This window comes from Serratia grimesii, from assembly GCF_900186025.1.
Classification (GTDB): Bacteria; Pseudomonadota; Gammaproteobacteria; order Enterobacterales; family Enterobacteriaceae; genus Serratia; species Serratia grimesii.
On sequence record NZ_LT883155.1, the window covers coordinates 39,662 to 55,719 of the forward strand.

Annotated in this window: 14 protein-coding genes; 4 read left to right on the forward strand and 10 right to left on the reverse strand. The window is 53.3% G+C overall.

Translation table 11 applies throughout. The features are described 5' to 3' along the window. Positions 1–150: 150 nt before the first annotated feature. The 10 genes from SGBXF1_RS00190 to rpmH form a co-directional block, all read right to left on the reverse strand. Positions 151–1,203, reverse strand: coding sequence for an alpha/beta hydrolase (locus SGBXF1_RS00190; protein WP_037421213.1), 1,053 nt, complete (start codon positions 1,201–1,203; stop codon positions 151–153). Between the two features lie 93 nt (positions 1,204–1,296). After that, on the reverse strand, positions 1,297–1,863 hold the full coding sequence (locus tag SGBXF1_RS00195) for an NADPH-dependent FMN reductase (protein WP_037421212.1): 567 nt from the start codon (positions 1,861–1,863) through the stop codon (positions 1,297–1,299). A 174-nt stretch (positions 1,864–2,037) separates the two neighbouring features. Next, positions 2,038–2,763 (reverse strand): 4'-phosphopantetheinyl transferase family protein, encoded by a 726-nt coding sequence (locus tag SGBXF1_RS00200; RefSeq protein WP_186427637.1) that lies wholly within the window; start codon positions 2,761–2,763, stop codon positions 2,038–2,040. 96 nt (positions 2,764–2,859) lie between these two features. After that, a complete protein-coding gene (locus SGBXF1_RS00205) occupies positions 2,860–4,173 on the reverse strand; it encodes a lysine N(6)-hydroxylase/L-ornithine N(5)-oxygenase family protein (protein WP_186427638.1) in 1,314 nt (437 codons plus the stop codon). Between the two features lie 121 nt (positions 4,174–4,294). Continuing rightward, positions 4,295–5,095, reverse strand: a complete 801-nt coding sequence (locus SGBXF1_RS00210) for an MBL fold metallo-hydrolase (protein WP_037421204.1) — start codon at positions 5,093–5,095, stop codon at positions 4,295–4,297. A gap of 158 nt (positions 5,096–5,253) precedes the next feature. Further along, the gene (gene mnmE / locus SGBXF1_RS00215; protein ID WP_061808238.1) at positions 5,254–6,618 is read right to left on the reverse strand and encodes a tRNA uridine-5-carboxymethylaminomethyl(34) synthesis GTPase MnmE; all 1,365 of its coding nucleotides are present in this window, start codon (positions 6,616–6,618) and stop codon (positions 5,254–5,256) included. Positions 6,619–6,719: 101 nt separating this feature from the next. Then, positions 6,720–8,357 carry a membrane protein insertase YidC gene (yidC, locus tag SGBXF1_RS00220; RefSeq protein WP_037421197.1) on the reverse strand — a complete coding sequence of 546 codons (1,638 nt, stop codon included), beginning with the start codon at positions 8,355–8,357 and terminating at the stop codon, positions 6,720–6,722. Between the two features lie 2 nt (positions 8,358–8,359). Then, positions 8,360–8,617, reverse strand: coding sequence for a membrane protein insertion efficiency factor YidD (yidD, locus tag SGBXF1_RS00225; RefSeq protein ID WP_012004505.1), 258 nt, complete (start codon positions 8,615–8,617; stop codon positions 8,360–8,362). Beyond that, positions 8,581–8,940: a ribonuclease P protein component gene (gene rnpA / locus SGBXF1_RS00230; protein ID WP_025123954.1), complete on the reverse strand. Its 360-nt coding sequence runs from the start codon at positions 8,938–8,940 to the stop codon at positions 8,581–8,583. The genes yidD and rnpA overlap by 37 nt, the downstream gene beginning before the upstream one ends. Before the next feature lie 18 nt (positions 8,941–8,958). Next, entirely contained in the window at positions 8,959–9,099 is a 141-nt protein-coding gene (gene rpmH, locus SGBXF1_RS00235) for a 50S ribosomal protein L34 (RefSeq protein ID WP_003849659.1), read from the reverse strand. 682 nt (positions 9,100–9,781) lie between these two features. On the opposite strand from rpmH, the gene dnaA reads away from it, so the two are divergent. From dnaA to gyrB, 4 genes are all read left to right on the forward strand, one after another. Beyond that, on the forward strand, positions 9,782–11,173 hold the full coding sequence (dnaA, locus tag SGBXF1_RS00240; protein WP_037421193.1) for a chromosomal replication initiator protein DnaA: 1,392 nt from the start codon (positions 9,782–9,784) through the stop codon (positions 11,171–11,173). Positions 11,174–11,177: 4 nt separating this feature from the next. After that, complete coding sequence (gene dnaN / locus SGBXF1_RS00245; RefSeq protein ID WP_037421192.1) at positions 11,178–12,278, forward strand: DNA polymerase III subunit beta; 1,101 nt, start codon at positions 11,178–11,180, stop codon at positions 12,276–12,278. Between the two features lie 161 nt (positions 12,279–12,439). Beyond that, positions 12,440–13,525 (forward strand): DNA replication/repair protein RecF, encoded by a 1,086-nt coding sequence (gene recF / locus SGBXF1_RS00250; RefSeq protein WP_037421190.1) that lies wholly within the window; start codon positions 12,440–12,442, stop codon positions 13,523–13,525. A gap of 18 nt (positions 13,526–13,543) precedes the next feature. Continuing rightward, complete coding sequence (gyrB, locus tag SGBXF1_RS00255; protein WP_037421188.1) at positions 13,544–15,958, forward strand: DNA topoisomerase (ATP-hydrolyzing) subunit B; 2,415 nt, start codon at positions 13,544–13,546, stop codon at positions 15,956–15,958. Positions 15,959–16,058: the final 100 nt, after the last annotated feature.

A 16,058-nucleotide genomic window follows, 5' to 3' on the forward strand; every position in this document is an offset into this window, starting at 1 on the left:
TGATAAAGCCCGTTATTAGGGAGAGCGTGCCGAAGGGGTCGTAGCGGCTTGCCCGCCGGAGTGCCCCTCGGTGCGCTAGGCCCGGGTATCTCGGATTCAAAGACAACTTTGTCATCAAACTCAGGGCCGACATTTGTCGGCCCTGTAATCTTAGGCTCCCGGCGTTGCGTCGGGTGCCTGATGCAACATCCACTGTAACGGCCGTTTGAAACGCGCCTGCCAGCCTGCATCTGGGTTCTCTCCCTGCGCAAAATGCAGTGCCTCAACCTGATTATCCTCGCTGAACAGATTGGCAAAGTGCATTGCCAGCGCTTGATCGCTAAATTTTTGCCGATCGTAATACGCCACAACCATCCGCTTATTTTTTGCCAGAGATTGCTGTGCCTGTTTAATCCCGCCGTGAGGAGCGATTAACAACGCGCCAGCATATAGCTGCGGATACTTGGCCAACAGATTGGCGGCATGCAGCGCTCCCTGACCACGAGCGGTCAGGTAGACCTGCTGAGGGTTGAGTTTTAATTCTGCTATTAGCGGTTGCAGAGCTTGTTGAATGGCGCTCTGGGTGCTCTCGTCACTGTAATTTGACCAGCGGAAACTGTTTTCCGACAGCATCTGAGTGCCATTCACTTCTATATAGGCGACGCCCATTTCACTAAATAACACGCGCTCTTCGGGGGAGATACCGGCACTCTTACCATAGGCGTGCAGGTATACCACCGTTGGCCAGCCTCCGGGTGGCGGCTCGCCGTCCGGGATAGCGTAGCTGGCTTTGCCCTCGAACCAATGAGCATGCTGTATATAACGGGCTTTGGTAACGGCCAAGATTGACTGATAGGTGCTGCCGTGCTGAATGCTATTGAAGGCGTCATCCTCCAGCAGGTTGTAGTAATACCATAACCCGCGATCGGCGCTCAGTTGCAGATAACGTTCCGCCAGTTCGGTTTGGCCTTTTTCCGCTGAGGAAGCCGCCAACTGGTAGGGGGCCCAGATGTTGCGCCCGTCTTCTCGCATAAGCGTCAGATATAACGACATGGCCGCAATTTTTTTATCTTCCTGGCTTTGAGTTGTACGCGGCAGTTGAGCATTCAGTGGGCTATGTACCGGTAGCTCGATGGGCTCTTCTCCGGCGGGGTAACGCATTTCTGTGGCTAATAGTGGTCTGGTGATGAAAGCCAGTATTATGGCTAAAATGAAAAAATACATAATGTTATGACTTTATTTTTAATGGGTTGGCAATGGTTCTCTCATTAGAGTGACGCCCTCGTTCGCTTTTCTGTTGAAGGCGTCAAAAAGCAGTTACTTCACGCGGCGGATATAATCGCTGAACGCGGACAGTTGGCCGGTCAGGAAATCCAGCGTGCCTTGATCGATCAATTCACCCGTCTGCGCATCCACTTTATTTTGGATCACGCCACCCATAAATTCCGGCTTATTCATCACCATAGCATCGAGGAACACCAGAATTTGGCGCAGGTGATACTGGCAGCGTGCTCCGCCAATCGGTCCCATGGAACTGGTCTGAATGGCCACTGGTTTACCGGCTAATGGTTGATTTGGCAGGCGAGAAAGCCAGTCGATAGCGTTTTTTAATCCGCCCGGTACCGAATAGTTATATTCCGGGGTTACGATGATCACACCGTCAGCTTGGCGAATTTGCTCGGCAATGGCTTCCACCGTAGCAGGGAAACCCTCTTCCTGTTGCATATCGGCATCGTATAACGGGATATCACGGATTGAAGGCAGCGCTTCGATGGTGACGCCTTGCGGCGCAAGGCCTGGCAGGGCATGCGCAACCATGGCGTTGTATGAGCCTTTGCGCAGGCTACCGAGCAGAGTGACGATTTTTAATGCTTGGTCTGACATGGTGATTCTCCCTTTCGAATGAACAGATTCAGCTTAGAACACCTGAAGATAGTAGGGCAAAGCGTGCGGAGAGAATAGACGATTGCTGAATATTTAGCTGACTTTACATTTTTATGCAGAAATTTATGCGTTAAAGAAAGTTTTATCTTAGTTTTTGCGCCAGAGCCGCCGTTTTTAACCAGGCGTTGCCAGGCTGGTCAGCTTGACGAAGCGAGTTGAAGTGGCTGGGGTGCGCGGTGATATCTCGCCGTCTTTTTGTAGGCCTTGCTGTTCTGTATATTGCCAGCACATCAAACGTTCCAGGCCGGGAGTGCGGGCACAGGCCCAGCTCAGGTACTCATCGGCATCGCTCATCACATGGACGTCAGGTGTGGTGCTGGAACGCAGGTGGCCGGAAAACGGATGCAGACGTAGAGTTGATTGCCCGCTGTTGCCCTGACCGGAAAGCTTCAACACACTCTGGCGGATGCTCCACAGTTGGGTTTCCGCCTCCAGTCGATCGTATTGCGCGCTTATCCAGGCGCTTTCAGCCGGCGTAAGGTATTGGTACTGAAGTTCTTTATGTTGTCCGCCACGTGCACGCATCACTTCAATATCCAGGCCAACCTTGCCTTCTTCGCTGAGTAAGACACCCACCGTATTACTGGCATAGGCCAGACTGAAGTCGGGCAGATGATTGTCGACAAAACAAGGACGTCCGGTAGGGGTTGTGGCAATAGTGGGGAGTGTTGGTAGCCCGTAAAGATAAAACATCATTTCTGCGAGCAGGATACGCCCTTGCAGGAATCGCTGACGGCGTTTAACGGAAAAAGCAGTGGTTGCAGCAATCACGTCGGTGGAGAGGCGACGGGTATCCAATACGGTGGATGTGGGGATCCATCGGGCAAAATGACACGCCATTATTCACTCCATGACAGAGGGGTCGCTGAAAACGCAGGAGGATTAGATTAAGCATAAGTCTAGGATTTATCATTAAAAAACAGTATGCGTTTTATCCTATTTGTTGGACTTTGTAATATCGTTGTCTGGAGGGGCGTCGCTCCACCATTGGATCATCGATGCGTTCGGCGTCAAATCAAAATGGGGTTTGCCGAGTAGATGATTGAGAATGCGGGCAGAGCGCCAAGCCATCAGGCTAAGGCCCCCTTCGGCACTGCCGTGACTATGTATACCGGCATTCACCGCATAAATGCGATTCTGTTCAGGTCCTTGCCACTCAAGGTTAAAATCCGGTAGCAGTGGCAAGTGTTGCTGGTCGTCGAAAGGTATGCGCGGTAACAGTGGCTTTAGGTAGGATGGGAGTAAAGGGCGGTAACCTGTCGCTAAAATGACGACGTCGGCGTGAAATCCTTCCTGGCGATTTTCCAAACCGTGGCGAGTTCGTAATTGATAGCCTCTGTCCGTTGGTTCGATTGCCAGCAGCGTACGGTGCGGTAAAAGACGTACATTACGCGGCTGATGCATGACGTCGAAACGCATGTACAACTCACGGTACAGCGTACGCAGCGTATGATTACTGATACCGTCCGCAGGTAACTTCTGAGCCTTTATTTCACGTTCACGAATATCCTGCGGCAGAGTATAAAAATAATCGACGTATTCCGGGGTGAAATATTCATTGGTAAAGGCGGACTCGTCCAGCGGTTGGAAGTTAGGGCGACGGGAAATCCAGTCTAGCTGTGCTGTTTCTCCCCAATGGCCGCGTAGCGCGTTCAGGAAAATATCTGCACCACTTTGGCCTCCTCCGACAATGGTTACGCGTTTACCCCTAAGGTCCGGATTACGAATGGCGATTTCGGCAGCATGCAGGCAGTTTTCTCCCAGCATCGGATAAAACTCCGCCGGTAACCAAGGAGCGTGACCGGTACCCAGGCAAATATTCTTCGCCCACAAAGTCTGGTTGATAGTGCGCACCTCGAACAGCTGCTTGTCATCGTCAAAATCAATACTTTCAACCGACTGTGAAAACTGTAGTCCATCTAATCTATCGCAGGCCCAACTCAGGTAGTCGGAGAACTCTTCACGGCTGATAATTTGCTGTTCGGTGATCAAAAATCGATAAATTTTTTTCTGCTCGACCAGATAGTTGATAAAGGAGAATTGGCTACGGGGTGTTACCGCCGTAACCAGGTCCTGCAGTACATAGGTCTGCATATAGGCGGAAGGCAGTAGCATACCGGGATGCCAGCGGAAGCTGGCGTTTCGATCGAGAAAAGTGTAATTGATGGCACCACTTTCATAGGCCAGCGCGGCCAGGCTGAGATTGAAAGGGCCAAGACCGACGCCCAGTAAATCCAGTGGTTCATTCATTTTTTCTTATCTCTCCTGACAAAAATGGCTGAGATAAGCTTAGGTGAATTTTGGCAAGGTGGGGGGGAGCTGGACCTTGTTCAATCGTTCGGCGGGGAAAACTAATGTACTTGTTGGCATATTATTCCAGAACGAAAGTGTCTCCCGTTGCCGGTGATATCATCTCCGGTAGCCACAGCCGCCCCCAGGTACCGGTACAATGGCAGCCCATGAGTTTTTCTGGCTTTTGCTGATTCAGAAACTGTCGAGCCTGCCATATCCGGCGCGGCGATGCACAGCGCAGATGGAATCCGCCGATCAACGCATGGATCTTACTGACCCCGGTGATCTTTTGGCAGTGACGCACGATGTTAATGATCCCGCGATGCCCACAGCCGGTAATAATCACTAGCCCGCGTTCGGACTTATAAATCAGCACGCCTTCGTCGATAACATAATCCACCGCCTCAGTTTTGCCACCGATCACGCCATAGGCCTTCGGTTTGGCAACCGTGATCTCTCCTGACCACATAAAGCGTTCGCTGATCTGCAGTGGCTGACGGCTGTACTCCATGCGATGGCGCGAGTAATCAATATCCAGCGACAGTTTTTTTATTTTTTGGGTGCGGCCAAGTAGCTTCATGGCTGCGTAGCGCTCGTCGGCGATTTGCGGATGGCAGATGATACGGCTGTTATCGGGTAACCAGGGGACGCCACCGCAGTGGTCATAATGGCCATGTGACAGCACGGTCGCGGTTATTCGGGACAGGTCGATGCCCATCAGCGTCGCGTTATGCAGAAAACTGCCGTCAGGGCCGGTATCGAATAAAACCAAGTCGGTTTCATCCTGAATCAACAGGCTTAACCCGGCTTTAGCCTGCAATGATTTGTCCACGCTGGCGGCGCGTCGGTTTTCCAGCAACACTCTGAGGGTTAATGCCATGCCTGCTCTTTCCTGAGAGGGGATCCTTTGCTGCTCAGTATATCGCGTTGGCTCTGAAGGGTGCTGTGACCGGCCGCTCAGGCATCAATCACCGAGAGCAAGTAAAATAATTTACCCGCTCTGGTGGTGAAAAATCAGCCCTGGGCCGTATTTTTGGCTTACTTACCGATACAGAAGCTGGAGAAAATACGTCCCAGCAGATCATCGGAGGTAAACTCACCGGTGATTTCACTCAGCGCTTGCTGTGCCAGACGCAATTCTTCGGCCAGCAGCTCCCCCGCGTAAGCGCTCACTAACTGTTCTTTGCCCTCAACCAGATGCTGGGCTGCTTGCTCAAGCGCCTGTAGGTGACGACGGCGGGCCAGGAAGCCGCCTTCCATATTGCTGGTGAAGCCCATGCTCTGCTTCAGGTGGTCACGCAGCAGATCGATACCTTCGCCGGTACGCGCCGACAGGCGAATAAGTGAGTGGCCATTTACTTCGGTCATACCCAGCGTCTCACCGGTGATATCGGCTTTATTACGTACTACGGTGATGGGCAGGCTGTGTGGCAGACGCGCCATAAATTCTGGCCAAATCTCTGTCGGTTCGGTAGCCGCGGTGGTGGTACCGTCGACCATAAACAGTACACGGTCCGCCTGTTCGATCTCGTTCCATGCACGTTCGATACCGATACGTTCAACTTCGTCACTGGCTTCACGCAGGCCTGCGGTGTCTATGATATGCAGTGGCATACCGTCGATGTGAATATGTTCACGCAATACATCGCGAGTGGTGCCAGCGATATCGGTGACGATCGCGGCTTCACGGCCGGCTAATGCGTTCAGCAGGCTGGATTTTCCGGCGTTTGGTCGCCCAGCGATGACCACTTTCATCCCTTCACGCAGAAGGCTACCTTGACGCGCCTCGGCACGCACGCTGTCCAGATCGGCCATGACACCGTTGAGTTGCGCTTCGATTTTACCGTCAGACAAGAAGTCGATTTCTTCATCAGGGAAGTCGATCGCTGCTTCCACATAGATTCGCAAGTGAGTGAGTGCTTCCACAAGCTGGTGGATACGGGTAGAGAATGCCCCTTGCAACGAGTTCATTGCGGAACGTGCCGCTTGCTCTGAACTGGCGTCGATCAAGTCGGCAATCGCCTCCGCTTGCGCCAGATCGAGCTTGTCGTTGAGGAATGCGCGCTCGGAGAACTCACCGGGCCGTGCGATGCGCACATCGGGCAACGCCAGCACACGTTTGAGTAGCAGATCGAGGATAACCGGCCCACCGTGGCCTTGCAGTTCCAGCACGTCTTCACCGGTAAACGAATTGGGGCCTGGGAACCACAACGCAATACCCTGATCCAAAGTAGCACCATCGGCATCACGGAATGGCAGGTAATCGGCGTAACGCGGCTTGGGCAGTTTGCCGAGCAGCGCTTGGGCGACGTCTTTGGCGCCACGGCCGGAAATGCGCAAAATGCCGACGCCGCCGCGTCCCGGCGGGGTGGCTTGGGCTACGATGGTATCGGTAGTGCTCATAATGATTCTCTCTGACAATTCAATATGCAAAAAGGCGGTCTTAATGACCGCCTCTTCTCTATCGCAGCAAGGGTTCAGCGTGCCGAACCCTTACACTACGCTTAGGTCTTTTTCTTGTCGCGGCTGTGTAAGCCACGTTTTTCCAGGCCGCGGTAAATCAACTGCTGCTGGAGGATGGTCACCAGGTTACTGACGATGTAGTACAGCACAAGACCAGACGGGAACCACAGGAAGAACACTGTGAAGATCACCGGCATAAAGGTCATGATTTTTTGCTGCATCGGGTCAGTCACGGTGGTCGGCGACATCTTCTGGATGAAGAACATCGTCACGCCCATCAGGATTGGCAAGATGTAGTACGGGTCTTGCGCTGACAGGTCATGGATCCACAGGGCGAACGGCGCATGGCGCAGCTCAACGGAACCCATCAACATGTAGTACAGCGCCAGGAAGATTGGCATCTGGATAACCAGCGGCAGACAACCTCCCAACGGGTTCACTTTCTCAGACTTGTACAGCGCCATCATTTCTTGGCTCATGCGCTGTTTGTCATCACCAATACGCTCACGCATCGCCTGCAGTTTTGGTTGCAGCATGCGCATTTTCGCCATCGAGGTGTACTGCGCTTTGGTCAGCGGGTACATGATGCCACGCACGATGAAGGTGATGATGATAATTGAGAAGCCCCAGTTACCGATAAAGCCGTGGATGAACTTCAGCAGTTTGAACAGCGGCTGGGAGATGAACCACAACCAACCGTAATCCACGGTCAGATCCAGATGCGGTGCCAGTTGGGCCATCTGATCTTGCAGTTCTGGGCCAACCCACAGGGTCGCATTCAGCTGTTGTTGCGCACCAGGCTGTACTACTACCGGCGTAGATTTGAAGCCGATGGTAGACAGGTTATCGCCAGGCTTGGCGGTATAGAAGGTGTTGCTACCCTGCGTTGCCGGTACCCAGGCAGTGGCGAAGTACTGTTGCAGCATCGCAACCCAACCGCCTTGCGTGGTGACACTCAGGTTCTCGTCCTTATCGAACGCATACTTCTGATATTTGTCATCGCTGGATGAATACGCCGCACCACGGAAGGTGTGCAGAGCGAAGTTGTTGCTGCCGGTGTCACGGTGCTTAGGCAGCTCAGTCGTCTGCTTCAGTTGGCCGAACAGGGTCAGTTCCAGCGGAGTTGTGCCTTTGTTGTCAACGTTGTAGTCAACGCCAACTGCGTAATGGTTACGCTTGAGCACGAAAGTCTTGGTGTAGATTGCACCGTCTTTACCGGTAAAGGTCAGCGGAATGCGCAACTCATCCTGGCCTTCTGGCAGGGTATAGCTGTCCTGCGCCGCCTGGAACAGAGGACGTTCGCCGTTTGCCGGGTTATCCGGACCGTTTCTGCCGGTCAGGCCACTTTGCGCCTGATAAACAAATGACGGTGTTGTTTCCAGCAACTGGAATGGCGTCGATGAACCCAGAGTGTCCGGGTAGGCCAACAGTTTAGCCTGCTCGATATCACCACCACGGGTGTTGATGGTCAGCGACAGCACGTCAGTGTTAACGGTAATCAGTTTACCCTGGCCACTGGCTGGAACTGCTGAGCTTGCGGCATCACCGGTAGCAGTGTTCGAAGTCTGTTGCGTGGTCTGAGCGACTGGTTGCGGAGCATTGTCCGTTTGCCAGGCTTGCCAGATCATGAAAGACACGAACAGCAGAGCGATGAGGAGAAGATTGCGTTGCGAATCCATCGTTAGTGTTCTCTGTTATCGTCGGGTTTCGGCGGCACGGGATCATCGCCACCTGGGTTCAAAGGGTGGCATTTTAATACGCGTTTCAATGCTAACCAACTGCCTTTTATCATGCCAAACCTGCTTAATGCCTCAATTGCGTAATGAGAGCATGTCGGCTGGAAGCGACAACGAGGCCCAAGCAGCGGACTGATGACGAGCTGGTAAGCTCGCACCAGCCCGATCAGGATGCGGGAGCCTGGCGACAGTGGCGACGCCATAATTTTTCCAAAGCTTCCGTCAGCGCGCGGTTATCCAAATCCGCTATCCCTTTTTTGGCCACTACGACAAAATCCATCGCCGGTAACTCGTGCTGAAGTAAACGGAAGCTTTCGCGGGTTAGGCGTTTTATCCGATTGCGTTCATGCGCGCGTTTGACGTGTTTTTTGGCGACAGTAAGACCGATGCGGGGATGCCCCAGCTGGTTCAGGCGGCCGAGGATGGTGATTTGCGGCGTGCCAGCCCGTTGTGGCTGCTGGAAGACGAAAGTGAAGTGAGTGGGAGTTAACAAACGTAACTCCCTGGGAAAAGCGAGCTTAACCACTCAGCGGGTTAGCTTTTATTACTTAGAAACAGTCAGACGAGAACGGCCTTTCGCACGACGGCGGGCCAGAACTTGACGACCATTTTTGGTGGCCATACGAGCACGGAAACCGTGGCTACGGTTACGCTTCAATACGGACGGTTGGAAAGTGCGTTTCATGGCGATTTCTACCTAAACTTAAAATAATTACTGATCAGTAAACGCGTTTGGCTACTCGGCGTGAAGACGACCGACGCCTCAATCGCAATATATAAAGAGGCGGGATTGTAATAATTGTACAGTCCTGAGTCAATTCACATTGCGCTAGCCTACCTGGTTGTCTGCCAATACGGAGTAAAATCCGGTCTTGGCCCGTGGTCACCGCAGAATCCTGTCCGGTTAATGACTCACCATTAAGGAACCAGGTACACACGTAGGGCGAAGATTATACGGACTCAGGGGTAAATCGCAAGGATCCCGATGCGATCCTTATAGCGAAAACCCAGGATCCGGCGTGGATAACAGGGTATAACCGGTTGACAATGTAAAAAATACCGTTACTCACACGGGATTTTGCCTGCAATTTAGCGTGACTGGTGAAAAGATCGCCGCAGGCCGGGGCCTGTGGATAAAATGGATCTAATCTGTGATGAAGGGGAGGATCTCTTGCGCGGATTGCGCTATGATCCGTCATTCCGATCGCGATCTCTCAAGCGGGGATCGTGAGGGACATAAACCGTGAAAGGCGGTTCGCATCCCCCACAGGCAAACTGCCGATGCCGGGTATGTGTCAAAAATCATGAGTTATAAAAAAGTAGCCTGATTCTTTTCTTTTATTGATCTTGTTCGAGTGGAGTCCGCCGTGTCACTTTCGCTTTGGCAGCAGTGTCTTGCCCGATTGCAGGATGAGTTACCTGCCACAGAATTTAGTATGTGGATACGCCCATTGCAGGCGGAACTGAGTGACAACACCCTGGCGCTTTATGCGCCCAATCGTTTTGTGCTGGATTGGGTTCGCGATAAGTACTTAAACAATATCAATGGCCTGTTGAATGATTTCTGCGGTACGGATGCCCCATTGTTGCGTTTTGAAGTGGGCAGCAAACCGCTTTCCCAAATCATCAGCCAAACTGTCACCGCCAGTGTTAGCGCCCCGAGTGCACCCGTGGTACGCGTTGCTGCGCCTACCCGGCCAAGCTGGGACAACGCGGCGCCGCAGCCAGAGCTTTCTTACCGTTCCAACGTTAACCCAAAGCATACCTTTGATAACTTTGTTGAAGGTAAATCCAACCAGTTGGCGCGGGCGGCGGCTCGCCAGGTAGCGGATAACCCAGGTGGTGCTTATAACCCGTTGTTCCTTTATGGTGGCACCGGCCTGGGTAAAACTCACCTGTTGCACGCGGTTGGCAACGGCATCATGGCGCGCAAAGCTAACGCCAAAGTGGTCTACATGCACTCTGAACGCTTTGTACAAGACATGGTCAAAGCGTTGCAGAACAATGCCATTGAAGAATTTAAGCGCTATTACCGTTCGGTCGATGCACTGCTGATCGATGACATCCAATTTTTTGCCAACAAAGAGCGTTCGCAGGAAGAGTTCTTCCATACCTTTAACGCCCTGTTAGAAGGCAATCAGCAGATTATCCTGACTTCGGACCGTTATCCTAAAGAGATTAACGGGGTGGAAGATCGCCTGAAATCCCGCTTCGGTTGGGGATTAACGGTTGCCATCGAACCGCCGGAGCTGGAAACCCGCGTAGCGATCCTGATGAAAAAGGCTGACGAGAACAATATCCGTCTGCCAGGCGAAGTGGCGTTCTTTATCGCCAAGCGTCTGCGTTCCAACGTGCGTGAGCTCGAAGGGGCGTTAAACCGCGTGATCGCCAACGCAAACTTTACCGGACGTGCCATTACCATTGATTTCGTGCGTGAAGCGCTGCGCGATCTGCTGGCACTGCAAGAAAAGTTGGTCACCATCGATAATATTCAAAAGACGGTGGCGGAATACTATAAAATTAAAATCGCAGATTTGTTGTCCAAGCGGCGCTCGCGTTCCGTTGCTCGTCCACGCCAAATGGCGATGGCCTTAGCGAAAGAACTCACCAACCACAGCCTGCCAGAAATCGGCGATGCGTTTGGTGGCCGCGACCATACCACGGTGTTGCACGCCTGCCGGAAGATCGAGCAGTTGCGTGAGGAAAGTCACGACATCAAAGAAGATTTCTCCAATTTAATCAGAACATTATCTTCCTAGCGCTATGAAATTTATCGTTGAACGTGAGCATCTGCTAAAACCGCTGCAACAGGTGAGCAGCCCGCTGGGCGGCCGCCCAACGCTGCCAATTCTGGGTAACCTGCTGTTGCAGGTGACGGAAGGCTGCCTGCTGTTGACCGGCACCGATCTGGAGATGGAGATGGTGGCGCGCGTTGCCCTGTCCCAACCTCATGAGGCGGGCGCGACTACCGTCCCCGCGCGTAAATTATTTGATATCTGCCGTGGTTTGCCTGAAGGGGCCGAGATCACTGTGACGTTGGAAGGCGAGCGTATGCTGGTGCGTTCTGGTCGCAGTCGTTTTTCTCTTTCTACGTTGCCGGCGGCAGATTTCCCGAACCTGGACGACTGGCAGAGCGAAGTTGAATTTTCTCTGCCGCAGGCGACCCTTAAGCGCCTGATCGAAGCCACGCAGTTCTCGATGGCTCATCAGGACGTGCGCTACTACTTAAACGGCATGCTGTTCGAAACCGAAGGTGAAGAATTGCGTACCGTGGCGACCGATGGACACCGTCTGGCGGTGTGTTCGATGCCTATCGGCCAGCAATTACCGTCGCATTCGGTGATCGTGCCGCGTAAAGGGGTAATGGAACTGGTGCGTCTGCTGGACGGTGGCGATACGCTACTGCAATTGCAGATCGGCAGTAACAACATCCGTGCGCACGTGGGTGATTTTATCTTCACCTCCAAGTTGGTTGACGGTCGTTTCCCGGATTATCGTCGCGTATTGCCGAAGAACCCGGACAAAACGCTGGAAGCCGGTTGTGACTTGCTTAAGCAGGCCTTTGCCCGTGCGGCCATTTTGTCGAACGAAAAGTTCCGCGGTGTGCGCCTGTATGTCAGCCAAAACCAACTCAAGATCACCGCCAACAACCCTGAACAGGAAGAAGCGGAAGAGATCCTCGACGTCAGCTACGACGGCACTGAGATGGAAATTGGGTTCAACGTCAGCTATGTGCTGGATGTATTGAATGCACTCAAGTGTGAAGATGTGCGCTTGTTGTTGACTGATTCGGTCTCCAGCGTGCAGATCGAAGACGGTGCCAGTAAGTCTGCCGCCTATGTCGTCATGCCAATGCGTTTGTGATCGATATCCGGGCTATCTTGCTTGCCATTTTACGCTTGGGCAGTGCTCGCAATCCTCACGTACTCTGTGTACGCTCCGGTTGCTGTGCGCTGTCCGTACGTAAACTGCCGGCGCTGATAACGCCCTCGCATTGAGCGTAATTTCCCGGTGATGGATTTGGCATGGCATTAACGCGTTTACTGATTAAAGATTTCCGCAATATTGAATCGGCGGATTTGGCACTGGCGCCGGGGTTCAATTTCCTGGTGGGTGCCAATGGCAGCGGAAAGACCAGCGTGCTTGAGGCGGTGTATACCCTCGGTCACGGGCGGGCATTTCGTAGCCTGCAGGCGGGGCGCGTGATTCGTCACGACCAGCCGGAATTCATTTTGCACGGCCGCATTGACGGTACAGAGCGTGAAATATCCGTAGGATTAAGCAAGAGCCGTCAGGGGGACAGCAAGGTACGTATCGATGGCAGTGACGGTCACAAAGTGGCTGAACTGGCGCAGTTATTGCCGATGCAACTGATTACCCCCGAAGGTTTTACCCTGCTAAACGGCGGGCCGAAATTCCGGCGCGCCTTCCTGGACTGGGGTTGTTTTCATAACGAACCCGGTTTTTTCACCGCCTGGAGCAACCTGAAACGGTTACTGAAGCAGCGCAATGCCGCGCTGCGCCAGGTCAGTCGCTATGCGCAGATCCGTGCCTGGGATCAGGAACTGATCCCCTTGGCCGAGCGTATCAGCGAGTGGCGGGCAGCTTACAGCGACGCGATTGCCGCGGATATTACCGCGACATGCGCGCAGTTTTTGCCCGAATTTGCCCTGAGTTTCTCTTTCCAGCGTGGCTGGGACAAAGAGAGTGACTACGGAGAGCTACTGGAGCGCCAGTTTGAGCGCGACAGGGCGTTAACCTATACCGCGGTGGGGCCGCATAAAGCGGACTTTCGCATACGTGCCGACGGCACGCCGGTAGAGGATTTGTTATCGCGCGGTCAGCTTAAGTTGCTGATGTGCGCGTTGCGCTTAGCGCAGGGTGAGTTTCTCACCCGGCAGAGCGGGCGGCGTTGCCTGTATCTGATTGATGATTTTGCCTCCGAGCTGGACACCGGCCGTCGCCGGTTGCTGGCCGATCGCCTGAAAGCCACCCAGGCCCAGGTCTTTGTCAGTGCTGTTAGCGCTGAACAAGTGACCGACATGGCCGGTGAAAAGGGCAAGATGTTCCGCGTGGAACAAGGTAAAATAGAGGTTCAACCACAGGACTAAAATGAGCGAGAAACGTTGATGTCGAATTCTTATGACTCCTCAAGTATCAAGGTATTAAAAGGGCTGGACGCGGTGCGTAAGCGCCCGGGCATGTATATCGGCGACACCGATGATGGCACCGGTCTGCACCACATGGTATTCGAGGTTGTGGACAACGCTATCGACGAAGCACTCGCTGGCCACTGTAGTGACATTCAGGTGACTATCCATGCCGACAACTCTGTTTCGGTACAGGATGACGGCCGTGGTATCCCGACCGGTATTCACGAAGAGGAAGGGGTTTCTGCGGCACAGGTGATCATGACTGTGCTGCATGCCGGCGGCAAATTTGATGACAACTCCTACAAGGTTTCCGGCGGTCTGCACGGTGTAGGCGTATCGGTTGTTAACGCCTTGTCCGAGAAGCTGGAACTGGTTATCCGTCGTGAAGGCAAGGTACACGAGCAAACCTATGCGATGGGCGAGCCACTGGCACCGCTGAAAGTGGTCGGTGAAACCGATCTGACCGGTACCACAGTGCGTTTCTGGCCGAGCTACGAAACCTTCACCAATAATACTGAATTTGAGTACGACATTCTGGCCAAGCGCCTGCGCGAACTCTCATTCCTGAACTCTGGCGTGTCTATCCGCCTGAAAGACAAGCGCACCGACAAAGAAGACCACTTCCACTATGAAGGCGGTATCAAGGCGTTTGTTGAGTACCTGAACAAAAACAAAACCCCGATCCACCCGAACGTATTCTATTTCTCTACCGTGAAAGACGACATCGGTGTGGAAGTGGCGTTGCAGTGGAACGACGGTTTCCAGGAAAACATTTACTGCTTTACCAACAACATTCCACAGCGTGATGGTGGTACCCATCTGGTCGGTTTCCGTACCGCGATGACCCGTACCCTGAACAGCTACATGGATAAAGAAGGTTACAGCAAAAAGGCCAAGATCAGCGCTACCGGTGACGATGCGCGTGAAGGTCTGATTGCCGTTGTGTCAGTAAAAGTGCCGGATCCGAAGTTCTCTTCTCAGACCAAAGACAAGCTGGTTTCTTCCGAGGTGAAAACCGCGGTTGAAACGCTGATGAACGAGAAGCTGGTCGATTATCTGATGGAAAATCCGGGCGATGCGAAAATTGTCGTCGGTAAAATCATCGATGCGGCACGTGCCCGTGAAGCAGCGCGTAAAGCGCGTGAAATGACTCGCCGTAAAGGCGCATTGGATCTGGCCGGCTTGCCGGGCAAACTGGCGGACTGCCAGGAACGCGACCCGGCGCTGTCCGAACTGTACCTGGTGGAAGGGGACTCAGCGGGCGGCTCTGCCAAGCAGGGGCGTAACCGTAAGAACCAGGCGATTTTGCCGTTGAAAGGTAAAATCCTCAACGTTGAGAAAGCCCGCTTCGACAAGATGCTGTCTTCACAAGAAGTTGCCACGCTGATCACTGCGCTGGGCTGCGGCATTGGCCGTGATGAGTACAACCCAGACAAGCTGCGTTACCACAGCATCATCATCATGACCGATGCCGACGTCGATGGCTCGCACATCCGTACGCTGCTGTTGACCTTCTTCTACCGTCAGATGCCGGAAATCATTGAGCGCGGCCACGTGTTCATTGCCCAGCCGCCGCTGTACAAGGTGAAAAAAGGCAAGCAGGAACAGTACATCAAAGATGACGAAGCGATGGATCAGTACCAAATCGCCATCGCGATGGACGGCGCAACCCTGCACACCAACGCCAGCGCCCCAGCGCTTGCCGGTGAGCCATTGGAAAAACTGGTTGCCGAGCACTACAGCGTGCAGAAGTTGATAGGTCGTATGGAGCGCCGCTACCCGCGTGCACTGCTGAACAACCTGATCTACCAGCCAACTTTGTTGGAAGACGATCTGAGCGATCAGGCCAAGGTTAAAACCTGGATTGATTCGCTGGTGAAATTGCTGAACGACAAAGAACAGCACGGCAGCAGCTATGATTCGGTGATCTTTGAGAACCGTGAGCGCCAGATGTTTGAGCCGGTACTGCGCATCCGTACCCACGGTGTGGATACCGATTACGCGCTGGACTTCGACTTCATCCACGGTGGTGAATACCGCAAAATCTGCGTGCTGGGTGAGAAACTGCGTGGCCTGATCGAAGAAGATGCCTTCATTGAACGTGGTGAGCGTCGTCAACCTGTTGAAAGCTTCGAACAGGCATTGGAGTGGCTGGTGAAAGAGTCACGCCGTGGGCTGGCAGTACAGCGTTATAAAGGTCTGGGTGAAATGAACCCAGAGCAGCTGTGGGAAACCACGATGGATCCGGAAAGTCGCCGCATGCTGCGCGTGACCGTGAAAGACGCCATTGCCGCTGACCAATTGTTCACCACCCTGATGGGTGATGCGGTTGAACCTCGTCGTGCCTTTATCGAAGAAAATGCCCTGAAAGCGGCAAATATCGATATCTAACGCATTGATGGCTGTGAAAATCCGTGCCGGGCAACCCGCACGGATTTTTTTACGCTTTTTTGGCGCTGACATTGCACGCTGAAACGCGTTAGCATGGGAA

What these genes read in the sequence shown, in the direction of transcription:
- yidC (WP_037421197.1), bottom strand. Translation starts at nt 8,357, where the DNA reads ATGGATTCGCAACGCAATCTTCTCCTCATCGCTCTGCTGTTCGTGTCT.
- mnmE (WP_061808238.1), bottom strand. Translation starts at nt 6,618, where the DNA reads ATGAGCACTACCGATACCATCGTAGCCCAAGCCACCCCGCCGGGACGC.
- SGBXF1_RS00200 (WP_186427637.1), bottom strand. Translation starts at nt 2,763, where the DNA reads ATGGCGTGTCATTTTGCCCGATGGATCCCCACATCCACCGTATTGGAT.
- gyrB (WP_037421188.1), top strand. Translation starts at nt 13,544, where the DNA reads ATGTCGAATTCTTATGACTCCTCAAGTATCAAGGTATTAAAAGGGCTG.
- SGBXF1_RS00210 (WP_037421204.1), bottom strand. Translation starts at nt 5,095, where the DNA reads ATGGCATTAACCCTCAGAGTGTTGCTGGAAAACCGACGCGCCGCCAGC.
- yidD (WP_012004505.1), bottom strand. Translation starts at nt 8,617, where the DNA reads ATGGCGTCGCCACTGTCGCCAGGCTCCCGCATCCTGATCGGGCTGGTG.
- dnaN (WP_037421192.1), top strand. Translation starts at nt 11,178, where the DNA reads ATGAAATTTATCGTTGAACGTGAGCATCTGCTAAAACCGCTGCAACAG.
- rpmH (WP_003849659.1), bottom strand. Translation starts at nt 9,099, where the DNA reads ATGAAACGCACTTTCCAACCGTCCGTATTGAAGCGTAACCGTAGCCAC.
- SGBXF1_RS00205 (WP_186427638.1), bottom strand. Translation starts at nt 4,173, where the DNA reads ATGAATGAACCACTGGATTTACTGGGCGTCGGTCTTGGCCCTTTCAAT.
- SGBXF1_RS00190 (WP_037421213.1), bottom strand. Translation starts at nt 1,203, where the DNA reads ATGTATTTTTTCATTTTAGCCATAATACTGGCTTTCATCACCAGACCA.
- SGBXF1_RS00195 (WP_037421212.1), bottom strand. Translation starts at nt 1,863, where the DNA reads ATGTCAGACCAAGCATTAAAAATCGTCACTCTGCTCGGTAGCCTGCGC.
- recF (WP_037421190.1), top strand. Translation starts at nt 12,440, where the DNA reads ATGGCATTAACGCGTTTACTGATTAAAGATTTCCGCAATATTGAATCG.